Consider the following 26,003-nt stretch of genomic DNA (forward strand, 5'->3'; position numbering starts at 1 on the left):
CGCTATGGACGATAACAACATCGAAAAGGCGCTTAACGCTATTCGTACTGGTCAGTTTGTCGTAGTGGTCGACGATTTGGATCGCGAGAATGAAGGCGATTTAATCATCGCCGCCGAATCAATGACGCCGGAAAAAATGGCGTTTATGGTCCGTCATACCAGCGGCATAGTCTGCGTAGCCTTATCCGAGGAACGCGCACAGTCATTGCAACTGCCGCCGATGGTGGCACGTAATAGTGATGCCCATCATACCGCGTTCACGGTCTCGGTCGATCTGAAACTCGGCACTACAACCGGTATTTCAGCCAATGACCGCAGCGCCACAGTTAAGGCGTTGGCCGACCCCGCGAGCAAGCCGGACGATTTTTCCAGGCCCGGCCATGTATTCCCGCTGATCGCCAAGCCGCAAGGCGTGTTGCAGCGACCGGGTCACACCGAAGCGGCTTGCGATTTGGCACGTTTGGCCGGTTTGCAACCGTCCGGGGTATTGTGTGAACTGGTGAACGATGACGGTAGCATGTTGCGAGGTGAGGCTTTAATTGAATTTGCCCGACATTACGATTTACCGCTAATCTCGATAGCGGAACTCATCGCCTATCGGCGGCGTAGCGAAAAATTGATCGAGTGGGTTGCCCAAGCCCGAATGCCCACAGAAGCCGGTATATTTGAAGTACATGTCTACCGATCGTTGTTAGACGGTTCCGAACACATAGCCCTGGTCAAAGGTGAGATTGCCGGCCGCGAAAACGTGCTGGTCCGGGTTCATTCCGAGTGCTTGACCGGCGATGTACTCGGATCGTTGCGTTGCGATTGCGGCAACCAACTGAAAATGGCGTTAAGACAGATTGCTCGGGCGGGAGCCGGGGTTTTAGTGTATTTGCGCGGTCACGAAGGTCGGGGTATCGGTTTGGCTCATAAAATCCAGGCGTACGGTCTGCAAGATTTGGGGCGCGACACCTTACAGGCCAATTTGGAGCTTGGCTTGCCAGCCGATGCCCGCCATTACGACATCGGCGCCCAAATCCTCACTCATCTCGGCGTCAACAGCTTATTACTGATGAGCAACAATCCAGCCAAATTTACTGGACTGACTGGTTATGCGCTGAAAATTACTGGTCGGGTGCCGCTGGAACCCAGGCCGAATCCGGAAAACCTGCATTATCTACGCACCAAGACTGAAAGGATGGGGCATTTAAGAGAGATCAGCAGCTTACTGGAGACAAACGACTTATGAATATTTTCTGGTTCTTACCGACCAACGGTGATGGGCGCTATTTGAACTCGCAACATGGACTGAGAGCGGCCGATTACGGTTACTTGCAGCAAATTGCTCAGGCTGCCGATAGGCTTGATTACAGCGGCGTATTGATTCCTACCGGCGTAACCTGTGAAGACCCTTGGATAGTCGCGTCCTCGTTGATACCGGTGACTCGGCACCTGAAGTTTTTAGTGGCGGTGAGGCCTGGGTTGACCTCGCCAACCGTGGCGGCAAGAATGACCTCCTCGTTGGACCGCCTATCCGGCGGACGGTTATTGGTCAACGTCGTGGCCGGCGGTGATCCGGTGGAATTGGCGGGCGATGGTCTGTTTCATGATCATGATAGCCGCTACGAACTGACTGAAGAGTTTCTGACAATCTGGAAACGCCTTATGCAAGGTGAAACGGTTAGTTATCAGGGCAAGCATCTTCGGGTCGAGCAGGCGAAACTGGCTTTCCCGCCGGTGCAAAAACCCTATCCACCGTTGTTTATCGGTGCCTCATCGCCAGCAGGTCATCGCTTGACTGCACAACACATCGATTACTACCTGAGTTGGGGAGAGCCTTTAGCTGCGGTCGCAGAAAAAATTCGCGACGTTCAAGCTCAGGCTGCGGAATGGGGCCGAACGGTCCATTTTGGGTTGCGTATTCACATTATCGTCAGGGAAACCAACGAAAAAGCTTGGTGTGCCGCGCATGAGTTGATTCGCGATGTAGACGACACGGCGATAGCCCAAGCACAAAAAGCCTATGCCCGCTCCGATTCGGAAGGACAACGGCGTATGTCCGAACTTCACGGCGGTTCGCGCGGCCATCTGGAAATCGCCCCCAATCTGTGGGCCGGTGTCGGGTTGGTGCGCGGTGGCGCCGGCACGGCTTTGGTCGGCGATCCCGAAACCGTTGCAATACGATTAAAAGAATATGCCGCGCTGGGGATAGATACTTTTGTGGTATCCGGTTATCCGCATCTGGAAGAGGCATATCGGGTGGCCGAGTTGCTGTTTCCGTTGCTACCCTTGGCGAAGCGTAGCGGTGAAGCCAAGGCGCAACCGGTGGTGCATTTGAGTCCGGTCGGCGATACCGGCCGGGTTGCCTTGGAAAAGGCGCATTAGCCGCACAGGCTAAATTTCTTATCTGAATAAAGCGAGGTCAATTTGTCTACCATCATCGACATGCGTAACCGCCCGGCATTTTTGCATGACTTTTTCGGCGCAAGTCCCGGAACCGCCAGCCATGACACCGCAGTATGGCTCAACCACCGAGTCGGCTCGCTGGAAGTCGGGCACTTGGAGCGCTCTTCAACCTTAAGCGGCTATTTAACCGAGCTGGAACAGGCGGGCATCGATAAAGCGGTAGTGGTTGGTCGGGAGACCCCGGATCTAACGATCAATAACGATCAAATATCGGCCTTGGTTAGTCATAGCTCAGGTTTAATCGGTATCGGTTCGGTGGATGTCCAGACTCGCGGCGCCGATTCAACAATCAGCGAAATCAAGCGAGCCGTGCGCGAATTGGGTTTTAAGGCCATCAATATCGAGCCGGGGTTTGGCCGTCCGGCACATCATGCCGACGATCCGCTCTTGGAACCGGTGTATCAGACCTGTTTGGAGCTCGCCGTACCGGTCTGCCTAATGAGCGGACCAACCACGCCGGACTTCGATTACGCACATCCGAATGCAGTGGCGCGTTTGGCGCGGCGCTACCCGGATCTCAACATTATCTGCTTCCATGGTTATTATCCGTTTGTAAACGAAATCCTGGGCGCGGCATTTCGCTACAGCAATATTTATCTGGTGCCAGACATGTATATCTTTCAGCCTGGTGCGCATTTGTATGTCGAGGCGGCCAATGGCTTTTTGCAGGATCAGCTGTTATTCGGTTCGTCCTACCCTTTCCGGGCCTTACGTCAGACGATAGACGATTATGGATCATTGGGCTTCAAAGCGACTGTATTGGACAAGGTGTTTTACCAAAACGCCCAGCGAATACTCAAGCTCTAAAAGCCCCAAACCTCGGCACAAGCTTCAGCCGGAAGCGTATCAATACCGGTGAAATCAGTATGTTGCAGTTTTACTTTGAAAGGAAACAGCAACAATTTGTCTCCGGTGGGAGGAGGGGGCGTGGTCGTTGAAATACCGACCTGCGCCTTGCTGTTAGCGGGAATAATGTCGTGGGCAATTAATTTCGCTCTAACCACATGACGGCTTAGTCCCAACAAGCGGGCAGCGGCGAGCTGGTTGTAATTACAAGCTTCATAAGCTGCTTTGAGCAGCATCTGTTCAACCCTTAGCGCGAGTCTCTCCGGCTGCTGCTTGCACAACTCGGCGAATAATGGCTGCAAATCATCAAAACCGGTCTGCGGATTATCGCTTGCGGCGGGTCGCGTATTCAGCGTTGATAATTTAAAATCTTCGGCAGCGACTTCCTGCGTCGCAGACACCAAAACAGCATGATGAACCGCGTTTTCCAATTCCCTGATATTGCCCGGCCAATAGTGGCTGAACATCAGAGTCTCAGCTTCCGCCGAGAATGTTTTATCCGGACAGCCCAGGCGTCTGCCATAGGACGCCAAAAAATAACGGGCAAGCGGTAAAATATCGCCCGGCCTCAAACGTAGTGGTGGCAAATTCAGCACCGCCACACTTAATCGATAATACAAATCTTCTCGGAAACGCCCGGCTAGAACCGCCTCTTCCAGATTGACATTCGTCGCCGCAATCAAGCGCACGTTAATGGGAATGGGAAGGCGCGAGCCGACGCGGACCACTTCGCGTTCCTGAAGAACCCGCAATAATTTCACTTGCATAGCCAGCGGCAAGTCGCCGATTTCGTCCAGAAATAAGGTACCGCCGGAAGCGGTCTCGAACCACCCTTGTTTTACCGCATGCGCTCCGGTAAATGCACCTTTTTCGTGGCCGAAAAGTTCGCTTTCTACCAGTGACTCCGATAACGAACCACAGTTAATGGCAACAAATTGTTCGTTTTTACGATCACTAATACTGTGAATATGGCGGGCGATTAATTCCTTACCCGTGCCGGTTTCGCCAATGATCAGAACATTCGCCTCGGATGGCGCTACTTGCTTAATACGTTTAAGCAGTTTCTCAGATTGCGGGTCTTCAAATACCAAGGCGGATGCTCTTATTGAAAGAGTCATTTCCTGAGGGTTGTTGAATGCAAGTAAAGTCATTGGTGTGTAAAAAATAAAATGGTTTGCAGTTAGGATAATTCATGCTGTGCAACTGGTAAATCGATTTAAATTGATTTGTTTATCTCAAACTTGAATAAGAGTATTTATGGCTTGTCACAACCTGGATGCCCAAATCTGCTGAAAATCTTGAAGCGTAACGGTTGGCGGGGTATTGATATTTGCCCGAATTCCTTTGCTTCAAATCCATTTTCTGGGCATTAGGGGGGAAGTTTTCTCCGGTCCGGCTATTTCTCCGAGCGATTTGACCTCGCCCGACCCCAGCATGCCTAATCATTTGATGACTGCGGGCAAACACCAATTGCTGCGGAGTTGCTTTGGTATCCCAAGCTTTGGGTTTTACCGTTCGGCAAAAAGATATTCTTATAGTTTGATTTGGATGGCGCCGGTTAGATTTGTATGCCGGCCGAAGGAAGTATTGCTCACATAGGCTACTGTCATATCCGAAAGACCGCAAAGGCTAGATCCTAGCCAATCAACCTTTCCCCGCATAAACAAGCGTTTAACTATTCCTTAAATTTCGAGATTTCATTTCGCAATTATGAGATCGGCCATCATTGGTTCTTTTGATTCTTTGTATTTCAAGCATAACAGTTAGCCGCTTTTTCTACGGGCACAGTCTCGATTTAAGTAAATCTGTACTCGATTATTCATCTCTCACCTGCTTCTGTTTCGAAATCGGCGGCGTCCGTAAAGTATGTACCGTCAATCGCGTTAACGGATTGGCAATCATTGTTGACTTGCCCTGCATCGCTCTCCGATGCAGGGATTTTTTACTGACTATCAGGAGATTTTCATGCCAGCCGTTACTTTCCCAGCTCACCAGAAGGGCGATTATTTTGTCGATTTCGAAGAAAAAGTCTTCGAAGATGTTAAAGCGGAGCCCGGCCAGAAAGCGCTGGTTAAATTCCATACCGTCGCCTTCGAAGGCTCAATCGGCTTCGTCAATCTGTTACAAGCCACCCGTTTGCAACGCAAGGGCTTTGAGACCTCCATTCTGCTCTACGGGCCGGGCGTGACGCTGGGTCTGCAACGCGGCTTTCCGCGTTTGGGAGACGAATCTTTCCCTGGCCATCAAAACTACGCCAACCAGATCGCCAAATTCATCGAAGAAGGCGGCAAGGTCTACGCCTGCCGCTTTGCCTTACAAGCCTTGTACGGCCATGGCGAACCGAGTTTGTTGCCGGGCATTCGGCCAATCAGCCCATTGGATGTGTTAGACATTGTTCTGATTCATCACCGTGACAACTCCTTTATTTTGGATACTTGGACGCTGTAAAACCTCCAGCCATCAGCACTCGCCCGAACCAGTGTTCGGGCATTTTTTGACCCGCAGCAGGAGATCAAATTTTGACTACCCCCAATATCGTTAGAGCGGCGGCGGTACAGATTGCGCCGGTGTTCGATTCCGCCACCGCCACCGGCGACAAGGTTTGCCAGGCCATCAGCGACGCCGCCGCCAAGGGTGCGCAAATCGTCGTGTTCCCGGAAACCTTCGTGCCTTATTACCCGTATTTTTCCTTCGTGTTGCCGCCGGTCGCCCAGGGCCGCGAGCATCTGAAACTGTACGATTATGCGCCGACGGTGCCGGGACCGATTACCGATGCGGTTGCCGCGCAAGCCAAGGCTCACGGCGTCGTGGTGGTGTTGGGCGTCAACGAGCGCGATCACGGCAGCCTGTACAACACTCAATTGATCTTCGACGAAACCGGATGTCTGGCGCTGAAACGCCGCAAGATCACGCCGACTTATCACGAACGCATGATCTGGGGCCAGGGCGATGGCGCAGGCCTAAAAGTCGTGGAAACCGGCATAGCCCGCATCGGCGCTTTGGCCTGCTGGGAACATTACAACCCGCTGGCCCGCTACTCGCTGATGGCCCAGCACGAACAAATCCATTGCAGCCAGTTTCCGGGCTCTTTGGTCGGCCCTATTTTCGCCGACCAGATCGAAGTGACGATACGCCACCACGCCTTGGAATCCGGTTGCTTTGTGGTCAACGCCACCGGCTGGTTAAGCGACGAGCAAATCGATGCGGTCACCACCGATCCTGCCTTGCAAAAAGCCCTGCGCGGCGGTTGCTGCACCGCGATTATCTCGCCGGAAGGCCAGCACGTCGTAGAACCTTTACGCGAAGGCGAAGGCATCTTGATCGCCGACCTGGACATGAACTTGATCACCAAGCGTAAGCGGATGATGGATTCGGTCGGCCACTATGCCCGCCCGGAATTGCTCAGTCTGCGCATAGACGACCGCCCCGCCGTGCCGATGTTCAGCGATTCTCCGAAGGTGCCAAGCAGTGTTTCCCCCATCAACCAAGAAGGAGAACGCCATGAGTCCATTAGCCTTGGCTGACGCCGGCACGGCGGCTTTGCTGCTCAATCTGCAAGCCTTAGGATTGCGCCTGGAAGACAGCGACGTTGGCGTCACTGGCCGGCGAGGCGGGGCCGGCCCTTCCGACCATAAAGCCGTTAACTTGGCTGGCCGAACCGTGATGATTCCTATCGCCACCGCCTCGGCCTGCGAGTCGCCCTTCGTCGCCAGCCGCCCCGACCAACACGGCATTAGCGTAATCCGCCGCGACGGCATTGAGGTCAGCCGCATCGAGTTTCCGCGTCAGCCGCGCTTTTACCAGTTGCAGACCGCCGACGGCATACCGTATTCGCAGATCGCCACCTTGCATTCGTCGGACGTATTGGCCACCACGCTGCTGCAATCCTGCATCCGCTACGGCAACCGTAAGACCTCCTGCCAGTTCTGCGCCATCGGCCAATCGCTGGCAGCCGGCAAGACCATATTACGCAAAACGCCGGAGCAATTGGCCGAAGTCGCCAAGGCCGCCGTGGAACTGGACGGTGTCAAGCACATGGTGATGACCACCGGTACGCCGAATCTGACCGACCGCGGCGCGGCGATACTCTGCGAAAGTGCCCAAGCCGTCAAAGCGGTCGTCGATCTGCCCATTCAAGGTCAATGCGAACCGCCGGACGACGACGTCTGGTTCGAACGCATGAAAGCCAGCGGCATCGACAGCCTAGGTATGCATTTGGAAGCGGTGACACCGGAAGTGCGCGCCCGCATAATGCCCGGCAAGGCCGGCGTACCGCTGGAGCGCTATATGGATGCCTTCGAGGCGGCGGTGAAAGTGTTCGGCCGCGGCCAAGTCAGTACCTACATCCTGGCCGGCCTCGGCGATACGGTGGAAGCGATTTTGGCGATGTCCGAGCAGTTGATCGGCAAAGGCGTGTACCCCTTCGTCGTGCCCTTCGTTCCTATCACCGGCACGCCACTGGAGAAGTATCCCGCACCGGCTCCGGCCTTCATGGCGCAAATCCTGCCGCCACTCGGTGCGATGTTGAAACAAGCGAACCTGCTATCCCAAGACATGAAAGCCGGCTGCGCTAAATGCGGCGCCTGTTCGGCACTGGCCAGTTACGAGGTGTGAGATGTGGACCGAGGACTTTAAACCCTATTTCGCCAATGAATATCTGATCAAGTTCGTCACCCAGGATTGGGAGCGCAAGCAAATGTTGGCGCTGCGCCAAGCGGTGTTCTGCGAAGAGCAGGGCATCTTCGCCGGTGACGACCTGGACGATATCGACAAAGTCGCGACGCCCATTGTTGCGCTGGCCTGCGTGGCCGGACTGCCGGACCGGGTAGTCGGCACCGTGCGCATACACCAAGAAAAGCCCGGCGTCTGGTGGGGCTCGCGCTTGGCGGTCGATCAGGATTACCGCAGGCAAGGCAGTCTCGGCGCGGCATTAATCAAATTGGCGGTGACATCCGCTCACGCCCAGGGCTGCAACACCTTTTTAGCGCAGGTACAGGCACGCAACCAACTGCTGTTCCGCCGTCTGCACTGGCGAACGCTGAAAGAAATCTCGGTGCATCGCCGGCCGCATTATTTGATGCAGGCCGATCTGGATAGTTATCCGCCCTATGCCGACGGCGCTATCGGCTTCGTCGCCACCTCCAGGATCGCGGCATGAGTGCATTGGCTGAATTGACGCTCGGCATCCGCCAAGGCTTGGGGCTGGCACATAAGCGCGACATCGCCGAGGTGATGAAGTATTTGCCGAAAGGGCTTAACCAACCAGTATCAAAACTGCGCGCCAGCCACTTATCTCCCTCTCCTGCTGGAGAGGGTCGGGGTGAGGAGACGTTAAATCGGCAAATACCTTATTTGGAATCTCCTCTCCCTTTCCTCTCCAGCAGGAGAGGGTTTGATAGTTCCGACACGGAGCATCGAGGCGATAGCCTCACACCGGTCGGTGACGACTGCGCCGCGATCCCGGACGGCGACGGCTACCTGCTACTGGCGACCGAAGGCTATCTGAACGACTTTGTCTCTACCCAGCCCTGGTTCGCCGGTTATTGCGGGGTGATGGTCAACGTCAGTGATATTTATGCAATGGGCGGTCGGCCGATTGCGGTGGTCGATGCAATCTGGAGCAACGGCCAAACCCAAGCCAAACCGATACTGGAGGGCATGGCGACCGCCTCGCAAGTTTACGGCGTGCCGGTGGTCGGCGGCCACAGCAATTTACGCAACGACCGCCCGCAGCTGTCGGTGGCTATCCTGGGCCGTGCCCAAAAATTGCTCAGCAGTTTCGCCGCCAAACCGGGACAACAACTGCTGGCGGCCATCGATTTGCGCGGCCATTTCCGCGAACCCTATTTGTGGTGGGACGCCAGCACCGGCGCGCCGCCCGAGCGTCTGCGCCAGGATTTGGAAATCCTGCCGACCCTGGCCGAAACCGGTCTGTGCGCTGCCGCCAAGGACATTAGCAATGCCGGCGTGATCGGCACGCTGTTGATGCTGTTGGAATGCTCCGGCCTGGGCGGCGCGATAAACATCAATGCGATACCGCGTCCGGCCAACATCGATCCGGAACGCTGGCTGAGCTGCTTTCCCAGCTTTGGCTTCGTACTCAGCGTCGATACCGATGCCTGCGACGCCGTCATCGATCTGTTTACGCAACGCGATATTGCCTGCGCGCTAATCGGCGGGACCGATGCCAGCCGCCAAGTGTATTTAGCCGATAGCGGCAACCGCCAACTGCTCTGGGATTTAAACGCGGAAGCTTTGACCGGCTGCGGCCCAAGCCCAAAGGAGAGCCGCCATGACTAAATTAAGGATTGCGATGCTGACCCACTCCGTCAATCCGCGCGGCGGGGTGGTGCATGCGCTGCAGTTGGCCGAAGCGTTGCAGGACTTGGGCCACGAGGTAACGCTGATTGCCGCCACCGAAGCCGGCAAAGATTTTTTCCGTGCTCCGCGTTGCCGGACGCAGTTAATTCCGCTGCCGGCTTTATCCGAGGACTTGACCGCCAACGTCGGTCAGCGGATTCAGGCTTATATCGATTACTTCAGCCAACCGGCCGTGGAAGCGTTCGACGTCTACCATGCCCAGGATTCTATCAGCGGTTGCGCGATGGCGGAACTGACGGCGCGCGGCGTAATACCGGGGTTTATACGGACCGTGCACCATCTGGACGATTTCGACAATCCGACATTCACGGCCTGGCAAAACCGGGCCTTCATCGAAGCGCAACAGGTGTTGTGCGTCAGCCGGGGTTGGCGGGAAACGCTACGGTCCGAACACGGCATTACTGCCATCCGGGTCAATAACGGCGTCGATACCCGGCGTTATACGCCAATACCGCAAGCCGGCGACGAAGCGCTGCGGCAACTGTTGGGGCTGCGTCGCGGGGGACCGCTGTTTTTAGCCGTCGGCGGCGTCGAAGCACGTAAAAATACCTTGCGCATCTTTACCGCCTTTCGCCAAATTTTACCGCAGCTGCCCGGCGCTCAATTACTGATCGTCGGCGGTGCCAGCCTGTTAGACCATGGCGCGTACCGGCAACAATTCGCGGCCGCCGTCGCCGAAAGCGGTATCGCCGACGGTCCGGGCCAAGCGCTGATCATGACCGGACCGCTACCCGACGCCGATATGCCGGCCGTATTTCGCTTGGCCGATGCCTTGGTGTTTCCGTCTTTAACCGAGGGTTTCGGTTTGGCTGTATTGGAAGCCATCGCTTCCGGTACGCCGGCCATCGTCTCGTTGCGGCCGCCGTTTACCGAATATTTGAAATATCGGGACTGCGTCTGGACCGACCCGGAGGACAGTGCCGCGATAGCCGCCGCGATGCGGGCCGCCATATCCGACTTTCCAAGCGATAGCTTGCCCGCCATCGCCCAACGTTTGAGCGCCGAATTCTGTTGGCGGCAAGCGGCCAAAACCCATTGCGATATTTACCGTTCACTCATTCACACCAAAGGAACCCTATATGCCTGAAATGCGCTTCCGCGTCCGCTGGCCGGACCAGTCCGAGAGCTTGTGTTATTCGCCGTCGCTGGTGATTAAGGATTTTTTCGACGCCGGCCAAAGCTATCCGTTAAACGAATTTGTCAGCCGCAGCCGCGAGGCCTTAGGGATTGCTAGCGAGCGGGTCAGGCAGAAATACGGCTATACCTGCTCCAGCGCGATGAGCCAGCTGGCCGACATCGAAGCCGTCGCCACCCGGTTTTGGGACAGCGAAACACCCAGCGTGACCGTGATCGAGTTCATCGAATAAGGCCGTTTTATTCCGGCCCACACACATTCCAAAACGCACTTAACACAATAAAAGAGGAAGCCATGCAAGAAAAACGCGAAAACACCCGCCTGCATTACGAAGTGATTGTCGTCGGCGGCGGTCAAGCCGGTTTGTCGGTGAGTTATTACCTGCAAAAACACGGCATCAACCACATCATCTTCGAGAAAAACCGTATCGGCCATTCCTGGCGTAACGACCGCTGGGACAGCTTTTGCCTAGTGACGCCCAACTGGCAATGCCGTCTGCCGGATTTTCCGTATCCCGGCAACAATCCGCAAGGCTTCATGTTAAAGGATGAAATTGTCGAATATGTGGAAGCCTTCGCCGCAAAAATTAAACCGCCGATCATGGAAGGCGTATCGGTTCTGCGTGTTTCCCGAGGCAAAAGCGGAGTGCTGAATGTCGTCACCAGTAGCGGCGAGTTTACGGCGGATCATTTGGTGGTCGCGACCGGCGGTTACGACATCCCCATCGTGCCCGATTACGCCCATAGTCTGCCCAAGCACATCACCCAGATTCACTCGGTGAATTACCGCAACCCGGACCAGTTGCCCGAGGGCGAGGTGCTGGTGGTCGGCACCGGCCAGTCCGGGGTGCAGCTGATGGAAGATTTGCATCTGGCCGGCCGTAAAGTGCATTTGGCGGTTGGGAGCGCGCCGCGTTCGCCGCGCATGTATCGCGGCCGGGAGACCACCGAATGGTTGTACGACCTGGGTTTCTACCAATTGACCATAGACCGCCATCCCTTGGGCGACGAGGCCAAGCATAAGACCAACCATTATCTGACCGGACGCAGCGGCGGCCACGAAATCGATTTGCGCAAATTCGCGCTGGAAGGCGTCAAACTCTACGGCAGCATGGCTAATATCAGCGGCAGCAAACTGGAGTTTTTGCCGGATTTGACCAAAAATCTGGACGATGCCGACGAAGTCTACGTCAGCATCCGCAACGACATCGACCGCTATATTGCCGCCAATAATATCGAGGCCCCGGTCGAGCCGCCGTTCCGCAAAGTCTGGGAACCGGAGTTCGATCCGACTGGCATCGATGCCGACCAAGCAAACATCACCAGCATCATCTGGGCGATTGGTTTTAGGCCGAACTATCGCTGGATAGAACTACCGGTGTTCGACGGCCGCGGCTTCCCGCAATTCGACCGAGGTATCACCAATGTTGATGGGCTGTATTTCATCGGTTTACCCTGGCTGCATACTTGGGGGTCCGGACGGTTTTTGGGCATCGCCGACGACGCGCAGTATTTGGCGGGGATTATTGAAGGAAAGCTGGCGGTTAAGGATATGGCTTATGGGGCTTAACGGCCTAAATTTATTCAGTTAGATTTTTGTCGCAAATTCGTCCGTCTGTCGGTTTTATTGTTACTAAAATCACCAAGTGCGCATCCGGCGTTCTCTTCGGCGCCGGATTAAGCTAACTGCCGGTAATGCCTTTTGCCTTGGGAAGATGATTGGGGCTAGGGCGTAAGCTGCTGATTTAATTGCTTCATTCCTGGCTTCCCTAGGCGGAAGCAGCAGATCGCTTTGATTTTTATAGAACCCATTAATGCCCAGGTTAATCGCTTACACCAAGCGCGGCTCAATGCTGGTTTAAATTTTGCTTCGGTGACTGTAGACAGTTAACTGAGATTTGGCGATGAACAAGATAGGCATTTTTTACGGTACCGAGAAAGGCATGACGGAGATGATGGCTCAGGTGATGTATCGGGTGTTAGGCGACGAGATTGCCAGTGAACCGGTGAACGTCAATCGGGCCTCGGTCGCGGAAATGCTGGGCTATAAGGCCTTGATTTTGGGCATGCCCAGTTACGGCGTCGGCGAAATTCCCGGCAGAACCACCGGCAGCGAGGAAGGCAACTGGGAAGAGTTTTTGTTCCGTCTGGACCAGGCCGATTTGTCCGGCAAGCGCGTCGCTTTATTCGGTTTGGGCAATCAGCAGAAATACTATGCGCGCTTTGCCAGCTCCTTGATTCATTTGTATCACCATGTCGCCGGTTACGGCGCCGAAGTCGTCGGGGCCTGGAGCACGGAGGGTTATCACTTTACCCATTCCAGTTCCGTGGTCGATGGTAAATTTGTCGGTTTGGTGTTGGATCATCACAACCAGCCAGAAATGACCAAAACCCGGATTCTGGATTGGCTCGAGCAAGTGAAGCCGGCGTTGGTGGAGAAGCTGAATTGATTGCTGCCGGTAATTTAGCCTCTTCCCTAGTGGCTCGTGGGATTGAAGATTCCGCATGATGTAAAAGACCGGCCGGGAGCCGATTGTGGGCGGTGGGCTGCGATTCGCAATTGATTGAAACTACCTAAGTAGCAAATCCCATATGAAAGTTGTGGTTCTAGTTTGTAGAATGTGCGTCTCGTTAGGAGACGCATCCGTCGCGAACGGTGCGCTTCACGCTTTTCAGCACAACGGCCCTAAAATTAATTTTAGGTAGAACCAATAGACTATCATTGGTCAATTTGAGAATATATCTGGTCTATGCAGACGCGCCCTAAAGAGTTTCGGAAACTTTGCCGCAGAAAACTTATTTGATATTTCACTAAGCTAAATAAGTTAGGTTAAATAAGTATTGCAATGACCGGTAATTGCAATTAAACACTACAATAAATAAGATGTCTGAATCACAAAAAGAGTCCACAAAGAGTCGCATCCTCCCCAGCAACCCACTCGGGATGATTGCCACATTCGTATTCCTCATTGAAACAGTAGCGACCGTTTCACTTCATGCTGTTTCCGATAAGCCATACGCAGTATTACTTGTTTGGTTTATTATTCTGTATCCAACTGCAATTGCATTTTCCTTCTTTATATTGCTCTGGTTCAAAAGAGAGGCTCTATATGCACCAATGGACTTTGGGGACTCTGACACTTTTAAAGACTTAATACTTAAGAAGGTTGAAAGGATAGAAGCTAAACAAGATTTGTCTTCTATTAACAGGGATACTGACCTAAATGATATTTTTAAAACAATAGATCGTCTGCTTTCTCTTGATGATGCATGGTCGGCTATTGGTGTTGGTCGGGCATTTCTGCGACAAAAAGACTTTGCAAAAGCTTCTAAGGTTTTTGATTACGTAAAGTCAAACCTACCAAAGAGTAGTGGAATTTATTACAAGCCCATCGCTAACCTTGCTTATGCAAAAATTGGAATGGACTTATACGATGAAGCCATATCTATGCTAGAAGAAGTTAAAAAACTGAATAAAGGTAAGAACTTTCAGCCGTGGCATTCTATAGCACTTGCATATTGCTATAAAAAATCGGGGCGCGAGCAAGAATATGAGGCCCAAATTTCTTCAACTAAGGAAATGGACACCAAAAATATAGACAAAAATTACTTTGCAGATCTTTATCCTGAGATTGCAAACGACATTCTCAAGCTCTAACTCCAGCAAGGAGGAGTCTGATAGCCGTCAAATTCAACAGCCAAATAAACTGCGCAAATATTAAAAGGTTTCGATTACCGCAATGGAGCTCCCGTTCAAAGTCTTCGTAGCGCAGGATCAAAGCGGCATCCGGCATTCAATCAGCTGTCTCGCCAGTGACACCAAACTAATCAAGTCCCATAGGAAGCGACAAACAACGTTCGCGATCGATGCGCCTCGCTACCGCTCAGCACGTCCTATACACCTCCGCCCTTGGCTCTCAACGTTTCTCCACCATCAAATCCCTCGCCATATCTCCAAGCTTCTTCAAGGCTTTCTCCACTCGGTCGTTCCAAGGCACCGCGCAACTCAAGCGGATGTAATTGCCGTATTTCTTTTGCGTGGCCGAGAATAACGGGCCGGGGGCGACGATGATGTTTTCCCGGCTGGCGCGGCGGTGCAGTTCCATCGCGTCGACGCCGGCCGGTAGTTCCACCCATAGCGCAAAGCCGCCTTCCGGCTGGGTGACGCGGGTGCCTTCTGGGAACAGCAGGCTGACGGCTTTGACGGTCAGGGTTAGATTGCGCGCATATTCCTGGCGCACGTGCCGCAGGTAGCGGTCGTAGCCGCCTTGTTCCAGCATGTGCGCGACGATGAGCTGGTTCAGCGTCGGCACGGCCTGGTGTTTCATGTATTTCAGGTTTTCCACCCGTGCCAGGTAGCGGCCCGGCACCAGCCAGCCCACCCGCAGGCCCGGCGACAGGGTCTTGGCGAAGGAGTTGCAATACAGTACCTGGTCGTTCCGGCTCCAGGCCTTGCATACCGACGGCCGGCGCAAGCCAAAGCCCAGGTCGCCGTAAACGTCATCCTCGACCAACGGAATTTCATGTTTTTCCAGCAAGGCCACCAGGGCCTGCTTGCGTTGATCGCTCATGCAGGAGCCGAGCGGATTGTTGTAATTGGAGACGATTAAGCAAGCCTTGATCGGCCATTGCTCGATGGCCATTTGCAAGGCGTCCGGCGACAGGCCGTCGCGCGGATGCGTCGGAATTTCCAAGGCCTCCATGCCGCAGGATTCGATGACTTGCAGTAAGCCGTAAAAGGTCGGCGATTCGATGGCAATCAAGTCGCCGGGTTCGCACACCGCCATCAGTGCCAGCCGCACCGCCTCGCGGGCGCCGTGGGTAATCACAATGTCGTCCGGGCTATCCGCGCATTGCAATTCCACCATGCGCTTGGCGATTTGCCGGCGCAGCTCCTGATTGCCCAGTAATTCGTCGGCGTCGAAACAGCGTTTGCCGAAAGCACGTGCGACTTTGCCGGTGGCTTGCTGCAAGGCGTGAGCCGGCAAAAAGTCGGCATGCGGCACGGACGAGCCCAGGTTGATCTGAAACGGGTCTTTGGCGGCGCGCAGGATTTGGCGGGTCAGGGATTGGCCGGTGACTTTGGCTGGGGTGACCGGCGCATCGGAGATTTCCGGTTCTACAATCGCCTGCCGCCGAAAGCCGCAGACATAGTAGCCGGAGCGCAAGCGCGCCTGGATCCGGCCACTGTCTTCCAGCATGCGATAGGCTTCCAACGCGGTGGAAATGCTGATATTCAATTGCCGGCTCAGGCGGCGGACGCCGGGCAGCTTTTCGCCGGGTTTATAGACGCCCTGATCGATATGCGCCATTACCGTTTCCGCGACGGTTTCGTATAAGTGTTTCATCCTGGTTATTCGGTGTAGTTTTCTCGGTTATCCGGCTTGCCGAAATGATGCCACCGTTACCTGCCCCTTGCTGAAAAAGTGGGGCTGGGGGAGGTGTGCAAGACATCCTGTTTTCAAAGAAGGCTGAAAACCCCGGATGCGAGAGTCCGAAGCCGAATCGATAGCGGCGTCGGTATCGGCATGGTGCTCGCGCCGGATAGCACCCGAGCAACGGCCTATGGCTCTTGCGCGGCGGCTGCGGACATGGTCTAAGCCAATAAAAACAACACAACTAACTTATTTTATCCGTATTGCATACTGCCGTTTCCGAATGACCAGTTTTCTTTTTTCACCTCGACCAAATTGATAAAAACATCTTCTCTCCTGACATTTAGCTCGGTATGCAGCCGATCGGCGATAGCGCGGTAAAGCGTCTGTTTTTGTTCTATTGTTCTGCCTTCATTTAGGGTTATTTGGATAACAATAATGTCCGGGGATCGCTTTATATCGAGGTAAGTCGGATCGAAAACCAGTGAATTGCTATCGTGTTCAGTGATGATTTGGAAATTATCCTTGGCCGGAACATTAATGCTCTCCACCATCGCCCGATAGATAATATCGCCGGTTTTCTGTTTGAAATTCTGGGATTTTCCGTTGATAAGAGAGATTCGTACTAAAGGCATTGTTTTGTCCGGTTTAGGTATAATTTATATTAATTAACGGCATTTAAAATAGGCGAAGCTAATATAGGGATTTGGTAATTTATAGACCTTATTCCGTGATACAAGTAAATATAAAGCCTCGCCGATTCATTATCTGTTTGGCTATTACGGGGCTATGCGCCATTCACACCTGGATAGCTCGGGGAATAATGTGTTTATTAATATGCGCGAATCAACCAGGCCTTTTTTCATCAGCGCTATCAAGGTTTTATTCGTGGATCCAACCGGTAGGGCAGCCCATTCCCTTGGACATTTGTTTAACAGGTTTTTTTGAGCATCGGTAAGTTTTTCTGTTTCCATAGTTACACCTATTTTCGATATTTGAATTGATATAAGTGGTCTTGCATACGTGGTTTTACGCTTAGGTCTTGACCTAGTGCCGTTTAGTAAGCCTCCTCTCCTGCTGGAGAGAGGATAAGGAATTCTCCAATTTAACTTAACGGCATTGGGTCTTAACCCGGATATACGTTAAGCTAAATAAAATGGTTTGTTAAATTATTAATATTCATAAACTAAATTAATAACATTCATTGCGTTGTGCCCGTGCGATAGTGCCGAAGCCGGTTTTGTTTTATGCTTTTTATTAAAGGCATAGTTATCAGCTGTCAGGGTAATCAGTTTTTTTAATGACATGCGATTAATTAATGTCATTTAACGGCCATTTCGCAGTCCGGTATGCTGATCAACACCTCAACCCAATTAAGGAGATGGCTATGAGTCGTCTTACTAAATCTTGTGCCGTGCTGCTACTGGCAGCATCCGCAGCCTTTGCCGACGGTAATTCTCACGTTGACGTGGTAGCCGAATTCGATACCGGGCCAGGCAACGTCACGGCGACGGCGAGCGGCCGAATCATTATGAGTCAACATCAGTTTTATCAGCCGCAGTACTCCGTGCTTGAGTACAAGGGGCAAACCTTGGCGCCGTTTCCGAATCGCGAATGGTCGGCCACGGATTCTACGGCCGCGGTAAAACTCGATTCGGTGCTGGGCATCCGCTCGGACGCCAACGGCATAGTCTGGATGCTGGACAACGGCATGCGCAGCGGGGTTACGCCCAAGTTGGTAGGCTGGAATACCAAGACCGATAAACTGCAGCGCCTGATTTATTTAGCAACGCCTGTGGCGCCTAAAGATGCTTTTGTGAATGATTTTGCGCTGGATACCGCGCACAATCACGCCTTTATCAGCGATCCGGCCGGCGGCACTAATGCCGGCTTGATCGTGGTCAATCTGTATACCGGCGCGGCAAGGCGAGTGCTGGAAGGGCATGCTAGTGTGCTGCCGGAAAACGTCGATCTGGTCATCGACGGTCAGGCTATCCAGGTGAAAGGAGCATCGGGCGAATTGCTTAAGCCGCACATTGGCGTCAACCCCATCACTGAGGACTTAAACAACGAATGGGTTTATTATGGTCCGATGCACGGTTTAAGTCTGTACCGGATCAAAGCCGCCGATTTAATCGACGAAACCCTGACGGCCGAAGAACTTGCCAGCCGAGTACAACACTATAGCGACAAACCGATCTCGGACGGCATCAGCATCGATAAAAATAACAATATTTACCTGGGTGACCTGGCAAATAATGCCATAGGCGTGATCGGCGCCGATCGCCATTACCGGCAGCTGGCGCAATGTCCGAAGTTGTCTTGGGTGGATTCCTTCAGTTTCGGTCCGGAAGGGCGCTTGTATGCGGTGGTGAATCGCTTGCATCGCTCGGCGACTCTCAACGGCGGCGACGCCAAATCCCGGCCGCCTTACTATCTACTGCAAGTACAGGCTTTAGCGGCCGGCTTGCCGGGGCGTTAAAGCAGAGTTTGGTTCGCATCGATTTTTCGGCCTATTGCGCTGATTTGTGTGCGTAGCCAACAATGGGCCGGGTCTTTTTCCCATAAGGGATGCCAAATCATCACCAGTTCGTAATTGGGTAAATCGATGGGGACGGGCAGGATATTCAAGGTGACCAATTTCTGAAATTCGGCGGCTAGCCGGTAGGGCAGGGACAATATCAAATCGGTCTGTGCCACCATCAACGGTGCCGACAGAAAATGAGGCACAATCAATTTAATCCGCCGTTCCAGGCCTAGCTCGGCCAGCTTGGCGTCGATAAAACCCACCTGACTCCCGGTGCGGGAAATCAGCATGTGCGGCACAGCCAGATACTCGTCCACGGAAGGCGCATTGCGGATCTTAGGGTGATTTTCCCGTACCACGCAGGCCATCCGGTCCACAAACAGATGCTCGCAGCGCAAATGCGCCGGCGGCTCCAGCATCGAGGCAAAGCCCAACACCACATCCAGGCTGCCATTTTCCAATTGGGCCAAGGGAAAGGCGGAATCCGTCCGTTTAATGTGAATATCCACGCCGGGTGCGGCTTGTTCGATAGCACCGGATAGCTCGGGCAACAATAGAAACTCCATATAGTCGGTGGCGGCGATGGTGAAACGGCGCTGACTACTGCCGGGGTCAAAGGCTTGCGGCGACTCCAGCAGCCGTTCCATTTCCCGCAAGAGATCGCGCACCGGCTCGACCAATGCCAGTGCCAACGCAGTGGGCTGCATCCCGGCCGGCGACTTGACCAAAACCGGATCGTCCAGCTGCTGGCGCAAGCGGTGCAAGGTATGGCTCATCGCCGATTGGGTGACGAACATGCACTCCGCCGCGCGAGTGACATTGCGTTCCCGCATCAGCACATCGAAAGCCAATAACAGATTTAGATCGAAGGTGCGTAAATTGGACATGAGAAATACCCGGCAAAAACGGGTTGCATGGTAACTAAAAACCGCGAGCTTGCGGCATGAACAGTTTCGATGGCCGCGAATGAAATATAGCCATTTAACAGCGAGTTAATTTCTCCCTACCTTATACACCGAGCGTGTCGCCCAGCCTACAAAGTTTGACCCCCCAAGGGTAGCTTGCAGTTGGCGGCACGCCCAACATTCGATGGCTATCGCCGCCATTCACTATAAGACTTTACGGGGGAACCGCACATGTCCGCACAAATTCCAATTTCCACGTTCAAACCCTACCGCGGCGAAAAAGCTCGGTTGGCAAGAGCCTACGACTATCTGATTCTGGTCTTGGCCTTATTTCTGTTCATCGGCTCGTTTCATCTGCATTTCGCCCTGACGGTCGGCGATTGGGACTTCTGGATCGACTGGAAAGACCGGCAATGGTGGCCATTGGTCACGCCCTTAATCGGCATTACCTTTCCGGCCGCCGTGCAAGCGGTGCTGTGGGATAAATTCCGACTGCCTTTGGGAGCCACCTTATGCGTGGCTGCCTTGTTGATCGGTACCTGGGTGACCCGAGTATTCGCCTACCACTACTGGAATTATTTCCCCATCAACATGGTGCTGCCGGCGACGATGATTCCGGGCGCGTTGGTATTGGACACCTTGCTGATGCTGACCAATAGCCTGACCATCACTTCCATCTTCGGCGGCGCGGCGTTTGCGTTGCTGTTTTACCCGACCAACTGGCCGATCTTCGGCATGTTCCACCAACCGGTCGAGGTGGCCAATAGCCAGCTCACCGTGGCCGATTTGTTTGGCTTTCAATACATCCGCACCGGCATGCCGGAATACCTGCGCATTATCGAGCGCGGCACCTTGCGCACGTATGGTCAGTATGCGACGCCGCTGTCGGCGTTCTGCTCGGCATTGCTGTGTTCGTTGATGTATCCGTTGTGGTGGCATATCGGCAAGTGGTTTGCCACTACCCGTTACTTGAGCAAAATTTAAGGAGCAGCCAACATGAAAACACATTTTAAATCTTGGCTGTTAGCCTTAATCGCTCTCACGGTATTGTCCGGTTTGCCGCTGTCATCCGCCCAGGCGCATGGCGAAAAGGCCTTGGAACCCTTCATCCGCATGCGCACCATTCAGTGGTACGACGTGCAGTGGTCCACGCAAAAATTCAACGTCAACGAAGAAGTCAGCGTCAGCGGCAAGTTCCATGTCGCCGAGGATTGGCCGGTCAGTGTGCCTAAGCCGGAAGCCAGCTTTTTGAATATTTCCACCCCAGGGCCGGTACTGATCCGCACCGAGCGCTATCTGAACGGCAAACCCTGGACCAACTCGGTCGCCTTGCAACCGGGTGGCGATTATGATTTCAAGGTGGTGATGAAGGGCCGCTTGCCGGGGCGTTATCACATTCACCCGTTTTTCAATTTAAAGGATGCCGGGCAAGTGATGGGTCCCGGCGTTTGGCTGGAAATCGGCGGGAATCCCAGCGACTTTAGCAACACCATCAAAACCATCAACGGCGAAATGATCGATATGGAAAGTTTCGGCTTTGCCAATGGCGTGTTCTGGCACCTGTTTTGGGGGGCATTGGCGGCTGCCTGGCTGTTATGGTGGGTGCGCCGGCCCTTATTTATCAGCCGCTACCGCATGCTGGATGCCGGCTTGGAACACGAACTGATTACGCCACAGGATAAGTGGATTGCCAAGGTGGTGTTGGTCAGCGTGCCGGTTTTGGTGTTAGTGCTGAATAGCGTAACGGCTAACCGTTATCCAGATGTCATTCCGCTGCAAGCCGGCTTGGATCAAATTCTGCCACTACCGGCGCAAGTCAATGCCGGCACCGTCAATGTGGACACGCTAAAAGCGGAATACAACATCGCTCAGCGCGCCATGGTGTTGCAGGTCAAGGTCGATAACCGTAGCGAAGGCGCGGTGCGGATAGGCGAATTCGCCAGTTCCAACGTGCATTTTCTAAATGCCGAGGTGGCCAATAGTGGTTACAACCCAGGCAAGGACGACGTCAGCAACAACGGCCTGAGTCTGGATAATGCCTCACCCATAGAGCCCGGCGAACAACGCACGGTCACCATCGAAGTGCGCGATGCCGCCTGGGAATCCGAGAAATTGGATGGTCTGATTCGCGATGCGGATTCCCGTTTGGGCGGCTTGCTATTTCTTTACGACGACATGCTGGGCAAACGTTATATCTCCAGCATTTCCGCTGCCGTCATTCCCAAATTCATTTAACTCAGGAGCAGAACATGGCTACCACGACAGAACACGTGAGCTTAAGCACCGAAAACCCCAAATCATTGCCTTGGTATTTGGTTGACTTACCCAAATATTTAAAGGGATTTGGCTTTTTAACCATTATGTACATCAGTTTACGACTGTATCAGGGCGCCTTTGCCATAGAACACGGTTTGGATTCCTCGGAACCTGCATTCGAACAGTACTGGATGCGACTGTTTTATATCGAACTGATCATTATCGCCGCCGTTGCCAGCGGCTTTTGGGGCTATTTATGGCTATCGCGCGACCGGCAATTGGATCAACTGGCACCCAAGGAAGAGATACGCCGCTATTTCACGTTGACGATGTGGATCAGTATTTACACCTTTGCCGTGTATTGGGCCGGTAGTTATTTTGCCGAGCAGGACAATTCCTGGCATCAGGTGGCGATCCGCGACACGCCGTTTACCGCTAACCATATCATCGAGTTTTACTTTAACTTCCCGCTATATGTGATCCTGGGTGGCTGTGCCTGGCTTTACGCCAGAACCCGCTTGCCCTTGTATGCCAAAGGCATCTCGCTACCGTTGACCTTGGCGGTGTTCGGACCGTTCATGATTTTGGTCAGTGTCGGCTTCAACGAGTGGGGACATACCTTCTGGTTTAGGGAGGAATTCTTCGCCGCGCCTATTCATTGGGGCTTTGTAATTGGGGTGTGGTTTGCCCTGGGCGTCGGCGGCATCCTGCTGCAAGGGGTTACCCGGCTGATTGAATTGCTGGATAAAATCGAGGATGCCGAGTAAAGCCGTTATCGATAAAGCCGTGAAGCCTGTTTTGCCGCGCGGCTGGCATTACGCTTGGGTGGTGTTGGCGGTGACATTTCTGTGCCTGTTTGTCGCCGCCGCAATGCGGGCCTTGCCCGGTATCTTGATGCTTGGGCTGGAACGGGAATTCGGCTGGAGCCGCCCGGAAATCAGCGGTGCGGTATCGGTCAATTTGCTGGTGTTCGGGTTTTCCGGACCGTGGTTGGGACGATGCATGGATCTTTACGGTCCAAAGCGCATTTGCGTGGCCAGCGTCGTGCTATTAACCCTGGCCGCCGCTGCCTGTGCGCTGATAGATCAACTCTGGCAATTTTATTGCATATGGGGCCTGATTGCCGGCATTGGTTCCGGCGGTACTTCCATCGTGCTGGGTTCGGCAATGATTAACCGCTGGTTTCAGGAAAGACGCGGCTTGGCGCTAGGCATTCTGGGCGCCGCATTTTCCTCCGGGCAGTTGATCTTTACCCCATTGGCGATGCAGATCGATACCGATTTCGGCTGGCGGCCGGCTTTGCTGGTTTTGGCCGGACTGTTGGGAATTGTGGTGTTGCCGCTCGCGGCATTGTTGTTGGCGGACGAACCCGGCGAAAAAGGCTTATCGGCTTATGGTGCCAAAGCCACGGAACTTAGCAGACGCGCGGATGGCGAGAGTCCGATGCGCGACGTCGCCGTGCAGGGCCAGTTTTGGTTGCTGGCGATTAGCTTTGGCATCTGCGGCTTTACGACGTCGGGTCTGTTTCAGACGCATTTGATACCGCATGGTATCGAGCACGGGTTTAGCGAAATGACGATGGCCCTGTCGCTAGGGGTAATGGGGGCGACCGATATTGTCGGCACTTTGCTTTCCGGTTGGCTGTGCGACCGCTTCAATCATCGCAAGCTGCTCGGGTTTTATTATGCGCTACGCGGGGTATCCTTGCTTGGTTTGCCTTATGTCGAGTCCTCTGGGCAACTGTTGCTGTTTTCGGTGATATACGGTTTGAACTGGCTGTCCACAGTACCGGTCACCTCAAGCTTAACCGCCGATTTGTTCGGCGGGCGCAACGTTGGGGTGGTGTTCGGCTGGATTTGTTGCGCGCATCAAGTCGGCGCCGCCGCGGCCGCCTATTTTGCCGCTTATCTGCACAGCGTATTCAGCAATTATGACTTGGCTTTTTTTTGCTCGGGGGCGTTTGCCTTAATGGCAGTACTGATAGTCGGCAGAATTCGCGAATAATTCCGTACTAGCAGCGCTTGCGTTTTTTGCAGTTACTCATCCTTATCGCATTGGCATTTAGTCGCCAACCAGGCGAACAGTTGGCGCCAATTTCTCAAAGCCCGGTAGCACCTCCCATCGGGAGGTATTCCAATCTATTTTGCGGTTTTTAGCGGGCGGGTTTGCTGATGCTGATTAATCATCGGACAAACATTTACTGTCCCTGGATCAGCAATTTTGGATGGCGTTTTAAAGAATACTCATAGTTATCAATTTGTTAGGTTGTGGCATTGATTCTGCGTAATAAAAGCCAACCTCCGGCAGCAACTTGCGCAGGGGGTAAATGTTGAAACTATTGTTTAATATTTAAAGGCCATCACATGAATATCAGACCAGCAAAAAACCGCTTTTCACTTACCCGGATTGCCTGCGCTATTGCAGCCAGTTTGGCCGCATCCACTGCGTTTGCCGACGCGGTCACCGACTGGAATTTGTATACCGCGCTGGCGACGAAAGGAGCAACATCGCCTACCACCGGAACAGCCAGCATAGCGCTCAATTCCAACCTTGCCAGCCGTATTGACGCCATCGCGGCCAGAGCGGTATTCGACGCCGTCAATTCCATCAACCAATTCAGCACCAAGAGCTATTACTACGCCGGGACGCCGTCGGTAGCGCCCACCGCCAATTCGGCGTCTGCCGCGGCGGCGCAAGCTGCCCACGATGTGCTTGTTGGCACTTTGCCAAACAATGCCAACTGGACAGCCACTCGCACTTGGCTGGATAGCCAATTGAGTAGCGATCTGGCTGCCTTGGGCGTCAATGCCGCCACCGATGCCGGCGTGATTGCGGGGCAAGCCGCCGCAGCCGCCGCGCTGGCTGCCAGAGTGGGCGACAATTCCGCCATCGTCACCACCTATACGCCTTCCACCAACATTACCGGTACCGGCGGCGTCAACGCCACGGGCAATCCCGGCATCGGATTGTGGAGACCCAGCAATGGCGGTGCTGGCGTGGTTGATCCTAACACCGGAGCTCCCACCGGTTTTGACGCTGCCGGCGCGATCGTGCCCGCCGCAGGGATTACTTTCAATTGGAAAAACATTACACCGTTTAGCCTGAGTACCCTGGAGAAGCAGAAATTGGTGGCGCTGGTGCCGCCGTCCTTGAAAGTGGGTAGCGATGAATACAATGCGGAACTGGCTTTCGTGCAAAGCCACGGCCAAGAGTTCTCATCGCCTGGCAGCCGTAAGCCCGATCAACTGCTACAAGCCTTATATTACAAAGCGGACGCCGAACTGTTTACCAACGAAGCTGCCCGTATAGCGTCTGCTGCCCGCGGTTTATCTTTAAACCAAAATGCCAAATTGTTTGCCGCGCTGGATAGCGCTCTGGCCGACGCCCGAATTGCCGCTTTCCAATCGAAATACGACCTGACTTTCTGGCGTCCGATTACCGCGATTAACGCCGACGCGTCCGGCGCAGCGACGACCTATAACTGGAAGCCGCTCGGCACCACGCCTTCCCATCCTTCGAGTACTGCGGGACATAGCACCACGGTTGCCGCCGGCGCGGAAATTCTTAGAGCATTTTTTCAATCGGATAGCATCGTTCCCGGCAACGCGCCGGTGACCTTGACTATCCCGGCATGGTTGATCGGTACCAATAACGGTACGGGCAAACTGGCGGTGTCGATTAACGGCAAAGACGGAACCAGCCGCGATGTCAGCACCTTTACTCAGGCGCAATTGGAAAACGGACGCAGCCGTCTGTATTTGGGCGTGCATTACGGTCAAGACGATTTCCAAGGTCAAACCCTGGGCTTATCCGTTGCCGATCAAATTATCAATGCCCAAACCGATCCGGCGATTAAGGGCTTGAGCGTTTACAAAGGCAACTCAAGCGTTGCTACCGGCGCAAATCTACGAAATATTTTCGTCAATAACGCCAGCGTGTCCGGCTTTTTTGGCCTGTCCATCACCGGCACCACCTTACCTTAAGGCCTTAAATACTCGGGCTGGAACGGTGCGTATGGGCTTCTTCGTAGCACCGTTCCCCCAAATGCAATATTGAGAAAAATAGATGTTTCGTCAATTTGCATGGCGCCTGACTAAGGACATTCACAAATTTTTACCGAGAAACTGT

Annotated in this window: 23 protein-coding genes; 19 read left to right on the forward strand and 4 right to left on the reverse strand. The window is 53.8% G+C overall.

Annotation, left to right across the window (positions count from 1 at the left end):
- Positions 1-4: 4 nt before the first annotated feature.
- From ACH50O_RS21095 to ACH50O_RS21105, 3 genes are read left to right on the forward strand one after another with little or no spacing between them, the layout of a single operon-like run.
- Complete coding sequence (locus ACH50O_RS21095) at positions 5-1,234, forward strand: bifunctional 3,4-dihydroxy-2-butanone-4-phosphate synthase/GTP cyclohydrolase II (RefSeq protein ID WP_446809718.1); 1,230 nt, start codon at positions 5-7, stop codon at positions 1,232-1,234.
- Positions 1,231-2,370 (forward strand): FMNH2-dependent alkanesulfonate monooxygenase, encoded by a 1,140-nt coding sequence (gene ssuD, locus ACH50O_RS21100; protein ID WP_446809719.1) that lies wholly within the window; start codon positions 1,231-1,233, stop codon positions 2,368-2,370. The genes ACH50O_RS21095 and ssuD overlap by 4 nt, the downstream gene beginning before the upstream one ends.
- A gap of 42 nt (positions 2,371-2,412) precedes the next feature.
- On the forward strand, positions 2,413-3,258 hold the full coding sequence (locus tag ACH50O_RS21105) for an amidohydrolase family protein (RefSeq protein ID WP_446809720.1): 846 nt from the start codon (positions 2,413-2,415) through the stop codon (positions 3,256-3,258).
- Here ACH50O_RS21105 and ACH50O_RS21110 read toward each other — a convergent pair.
- Positions 3,255-4,415, reverse strand: a complete 1,161-nt coding sequence (locus tag ACH50O_RS21110; protein WP_446809721.1) for a sigma-54 interaction domain-containing protein — start codon at positions 4,413-4,415, stop codon at positions 3,255-3,257. The two genes, ACH50O_RS21105 and ACH50O_RS21110, sit on opposite strands and share 4 nt — an antisense overlap.
- A gap of 847 nt (positions 4,416-5,262) precedes the next feature.
- On the opposite strand from ACH50O_RS21110, the gene ACH50O_RS21115 reads away from it, so the two are divergent.
- The 10 genes from ACH50O_RS21115 to ACH50O_RS21160 all read left to right on the forward strand — a co-directional run bounded on the left by ACH50O_RS21115 (position 5,263) and on the right by ACH50O_RS21160 (position 14,470).
- Complete coding sequence (locus tag ACH50O_RS21115; protein WP_446809722.1) at positions 5,263-5,745, forward strand: MSMEG_0572/Sll0783 family nitrogen starvation response protein; 483 nt, start codon at positions 5,263-5,265, stop codon at positions 5,743-5,745.
- 71 nt (positions 5,746-5,816) lie between these two features.
- Positions 5,817-6,821: a Nit6803 family nitrilase gene (locus ACH50O_RS21120; RefSeq protein ID WP_446809723.1), complete on the forward strand. Its 1,005-nt coding sequence runs from the start codon at positions 5,817-5,819 to the stop codon at positions 6,819-6,821.
- The gene (locus ACH50O_RS21125) at positions 6,799-7,911 is read left to right on the forward strand and encodes an MSMEG_0568 family radical SAM protein (RefSeq protein ID WP_446809724.1); all 1,113 of its coding nucleotides are present in this window, start codon (positions 6,799-6,801) and stop codon (positions 7,909-7,911) included. The genes ACH50O_RS21120 and ACH50O_RS21125 overlap by 23 nt, the downstream gene beginning before the upstream one ends.
- Position 7,912: 1 nt before the next feature.
- On the forward strand, positions 7,913-8,455 hold the full coding sequence (locus ACH50O_RS21130; protein ID WP_446809725.1) for an MSMEG_0567/Sll0786 family nitrogen starvation N-acetyltransferase: 543 nt from the start codon (positions 7,913-7,915) through the stop codon (positions 8,453-8,455).
- Positions 8,452-9,597 carry a sll0787 family AIR synthase-like protein gene (locus ACH50O_RS21135; RefSeq protein WP_446809726.1) on the forward strand — a complete coding sequence of 382 codons (1,146 nt, stop codon included), beginning with the start codon at positions 8,452-8,454 and terminating at the stop codon, positions 9,595-9,597. The genes ACH50O_RS21130 and ACH50O_RS21135 overlap by 4 nt, the downstream gene beginning before the upstream one ends.
- Positions 9,590-10,765, forward strand: a complete 1,176-nt coding sequence (locus ACH50O_RS21140; RefSeq protein WP_446809727.1) for an MSMEG_0565 family glycosyltransferase — start codon at positions 9,590-9,592, stop codon at positions 10,763-10,765. Before ACH50O_RS21135 ends, ACH50O_RS21140 begins: the two co-directional genes overlap by 8 nt.
- Positions 10,758-11,045, forward strand: a complete 288-nt coding sequence (locus ACH50O_RS21145) for an MSMEG_0570 family nitrogen starvation response protein (RefSeq protein ID WP_446809728.1) — start codon at positions 10,758-10,760, stop codon at positions 11,043-11,045. The genes ACH50O_RS21140 and ACH50O_RS21145 overlap by 8 nt, the downstream gene beginning before the upstream one ends.
- Positions 11,046-11,107: 62 nt before the next feature.
- Positions 11,108-12,382 carry an MSMEG_0569 family flavin-dependent oxidoreductase gene (locus tag ACH50O_RS21150; protein ID WP_446809729.1) on the forward strand — a complete coding sequence of 425 codons (1,275 nt, stop codon included), beginning with the start codon at positions 11,108-11,110 and terminating at the stop codon, positions 12,380-12,382.
- Between the two features lie 334 nt (positions 12,383-12,716).
- Positions 12,717-13,262 carry a flavodoxin gene (locus ACH50O_RS21155; protein ID WP_446809730.1) on the forward strand — a complete coding sequence of 182 codons (546 nt, stop codon included), beginning with the start codon at positions 12,717-12,719 and terminating at the stop codon, positions 13,260-13,262.
- A 434-nt stretch (positions 13,263-13,696) separates the two neighbouring features.
- Positions 13,697-14,470: a tetratricopeptide repeat protein gene (locus ACH50O_RS21160; protein WP_446809731.1), complete on the forward strand. Its 774-nt coding sequence runs from the start codon at positions 13,697-13,699 to the stop codon at positions 14,468-14,470.
- 259 nt (positions 14,471-14,729) lie between these two features.
- Here ACH50O_RS21160 and ACH50O_RS21165 read toward each other — a convergent pair whose 3' ends face one another.
- Together ACH50O_RS21165 and ACH50O_RS21170 are read right to left on the reverse strand one after the other, a co-directional pair.
- Complete coding sequence (locus ACH50O_RS21165; protein WP_446809732.1) at positions 14,730-16,160, reverse strand: aminotransferase-like domain-containing protein; 1,431 nt, start codon at positions 16,158-16,160, stop codon at positions 14,730-14,732.
- 281 nt (positions 16,161-16,441) lie between these two features.
- Positions 16,442-16,822 carry a tautomerase family protein gene (locus tag ACH50O_RS21170; protein ID WP_446809733.1) on the reverse strand — a complete coding sequence of 127 codons (381 nt, stop codon included), beginning with the start codon at positions 16,820-16,822 and terminating at the stop codon, positions 16,442-16,444.
- A gap of 752 nt (positions 16,823-17,574) precedes the next feature.
- On the opposite strand from ACH50O_RS21170, the gene ACH50O_RS21175 reads away from it, so the two are divergent.
- Positions 17,575-18,669, forward strand: coding sequence for an L-dopachrome tautomerase-related protein (locus ACH50O_RS21175; RefSeq protein ID WP_446809734.1), 1,095 nt, complete (start codon positions 17,575-17,577; stop codon positions 18,667-18,669).
- Here ACH50O_RS21175 and ACH50O_RS21180 read toward each other — a convergent pair.
- Positions 18,666-19,601 carry a LysR family transcriptional regulator gene (locus tag ACH50O_RS21180; RefSeq protein ID WP_446809735.1) on the reverse strand — a complete coding sequence of 312 codons (936 nt, stop codon included), beginning with the start codon at positions 19,599-19,601 and terminating at the stop codon, positions 18,666-18,668. The genes ACH50O_RS21175 and ACH50O_RS21180 overlap by 4 nt on opposite strands.
- Positions 19,602-19,850: 249 nt before the next feature.
- On the opposite strand from ACH50O_RS21180, the gene amoA reads away from it, so the two are divergent.
- From amoA to ACH50O_RS21205, 5 genes are all read left to right on the forward strand, one after another.
- Complete coding sequence (amoA, locus tag ACH50O_RS21185; protein WP_446809736.1) at positions 19,851-20,603, forward strand: bacterial ammonia monooxygenase, subunit AmoA; 753 nt, start codon at positions 19,851-19,853, stop codon at positions 20,601-20,603.
- 12 nt (positions 20,604-20,615) lie between these two features.
- Positions 20,616-21,854, forward strand: coding sequence for a bacterial ammonia monooxygenase, subunit AmoB (gene amoB, locus ACH50O_RS21190; protein WP_446809737.1), 1,239 nt, complete (start codon positions 20,616-20,618; stop codon positions 21,852-21,854).
- 14 nt (positions 21,855-21,868) lie between these two features.
- Positions 21,869-22,642, forward strand: coding sequence for a bacterial ammonia monooxygenase, subunit AmoC (gene amoC / locus ACH50O_RS21195; RefSeq protein WP_446809738.1), 774 nt, complete (start codon positions 21,869-21,871; stop codon positions 22,640-22,642).
- Positions 22,632-23,879: an MFS transporter gene (locus tag ACH50O_RS21200; RefSeq protein ID WP_446809739.1), complete on the forward strand. Its 1,248-nt coding sequence runs from the start codon at positions 22,632-22,634 to the stop codon at positions 23,877-23,879. The genes amoC and ACH50O_RS21200 overlap by 11 nt, the downstream gene beginning before the upstream one ends.
- Positions 23,880-24,238: 359 nt before the next feature.
- Positions 24,239-25,858, forward strand: a complete 1,620-nt coding sequence (locus ACH50O_RS21205) for a vanadium-dependent haloperoxidase (protein ID WP_446809740.1) — start codon at positions 24,239-24,241, stop codon at positions 25,856-25,858.
- The last annotated feature ends 145 nt before the right edge of the window (positions 25,859-26,003 follow it).

This window comes from Methylomonas sp. 2BW1-5-20, from assembly GCF_052474515.1.

Bases quoted from the DNA above. Each gene is read 5' to 3' on its own strand.
- amoB (WP_446809737.1), top strand. From the start codon at position 20,616: ATGAAAACACATTTTAAATCTTGGCTGTTAGCCTTAATCGCTCTCACG.
- ACH50O_RS21140 (WP_446809727.1), top strand. From the start codon at position 9,590: ATGACTAAATTAAGGATTGCGATGCTGACCCACTCCGTCAATCCGCGC.
- ACH50O_RS21130 (WP_446809725.1), top strand. From the start codon at position 7,913: ATGTGGACCGAGGACTTTAAACCCTATTTCGCCAATGAATATCTGATC.
- ACH50O_RS21150 (WP_446809729.1), top strand. From the start codon at position 11,108: ATGCAAGAAAAACGCGAAAACACCCGCCTGCATTACGAAGTGATTGTC.
- ACH50O_RS21170 (WP_446809733.1), bottom strand. From the start codon at position 16,822: ATGCCTTTAGTACGAATCTCTCTTATCAACGGAAAATCCCAGAATTTC.
- ACH50O_RS21205 (WP_446809740.1), top strand. From the start codon at position 24,239: ATGAATATCAGACCAGCAAAAAACCGCTTTTCACTTACCCGGATTGCC.
- ACH50O_RS21180 (WP_446809735.1), bottom strand. From the start codon at position 19,601: ATGTCCAATTTACGCACCTTCGATCTAAATCTGTTATTGGCTTTCGAT.
- ACH50O_RS21175 (WP_446809734.1), top strand. From the start codon at position 17,575: ATGAGTCGTCTTACTAAATCTTGTGCCGTGCTGCTACTGGCAGCATCC.
- ACH50O_RS21155 (WP_446809730.1), top strand. From the start codon at position 12,717: ATGAACAAGATAGGCATTTTTTACGGTACCGAGAAAGGCATGACGGAG.
- amoC (WP_446809738.1), top strand. From the start codon at position 21,869: ATGGCTACCACGACAGAACACGTGAGCTTAAGCACCGAAAACCCCAAA.
- ACH50O_RS21095 (WP_446809718.1), top strand. From the start codon at position 5: ATGGACGATAACAACATCGAAAAGGCGCTTAACGCTATTCGTACTGGT.
- ACH50O_RS21125 (WP_446809724.1), top strand. From the start codon at position 6,799: ATGAGTCCATTAGCCTTGGCTGACGCCGGCACGGCGGCTTTGCTGCTC.
- ACH50O_RS21200 (WP_446809739.1), top strand. From the start codon at position 22,632: ATGCCGAGTAAAGCCGTTATCGATAAAGCCGTGAAGCCTGTTTTGCCG.
- amoA (WP_446809736.1), top strand. From the start codon at position 19,851: ATGTCCGCACAAATTCCAATTTCCACGTTCAAACCCTACCGCGGCGAA.
- ACH50O_RS21115 (WP_446809722.1), top strand. From the start codon at position 5,263: ATGCCAGCCGTTACTTTCCCAGCTCACCAGAAGGGCGATTATTTTGTC.
- ACH50O_RS21110 (WP_446809721.1), bottom strand. From the start codon at position 4,415: ATGACTCTTTCAATAAGAGCATCCGCCTTGGTATTTGAAGACCCGCAA.
- ACH50O_RS21160 (WP_446809731.1), top strand. From the start codon at position 13,697: ATGTCTGAATCACAAAAAGAGTCCACAAAGAGTCGCATCCTCCCCAGC.
- ACH50O_RS21145 (WP_446809728.1), top strand. From the start codon at position 10,758: ATGCCTGAAATGCGCTTCCGCGTCCGCTGGCCGGACCAGTCCGAGAGC.
- ACH50O_RS21135 (WP_446809726.1), top strand. From the start codon at position 8,452: ATGAGTGCATTGGCTGAATTGACGCTCGGCATCCGCCAAGGCTTGGGG.
- ssuD (WP_446809719.1), top strand. From the start codon at position 1,231: ATGAATATTTTCTGGTTCTTACCGACCAACGGTGATGGGCGCTATTTG.
- ACH50O_RS21165 (WP_446809732.1), bottom strand. From the start codon at position 16,160: ATGAAACACTTATACGAAACCGTCGCGGAAACGGTAATGGCGCATATC.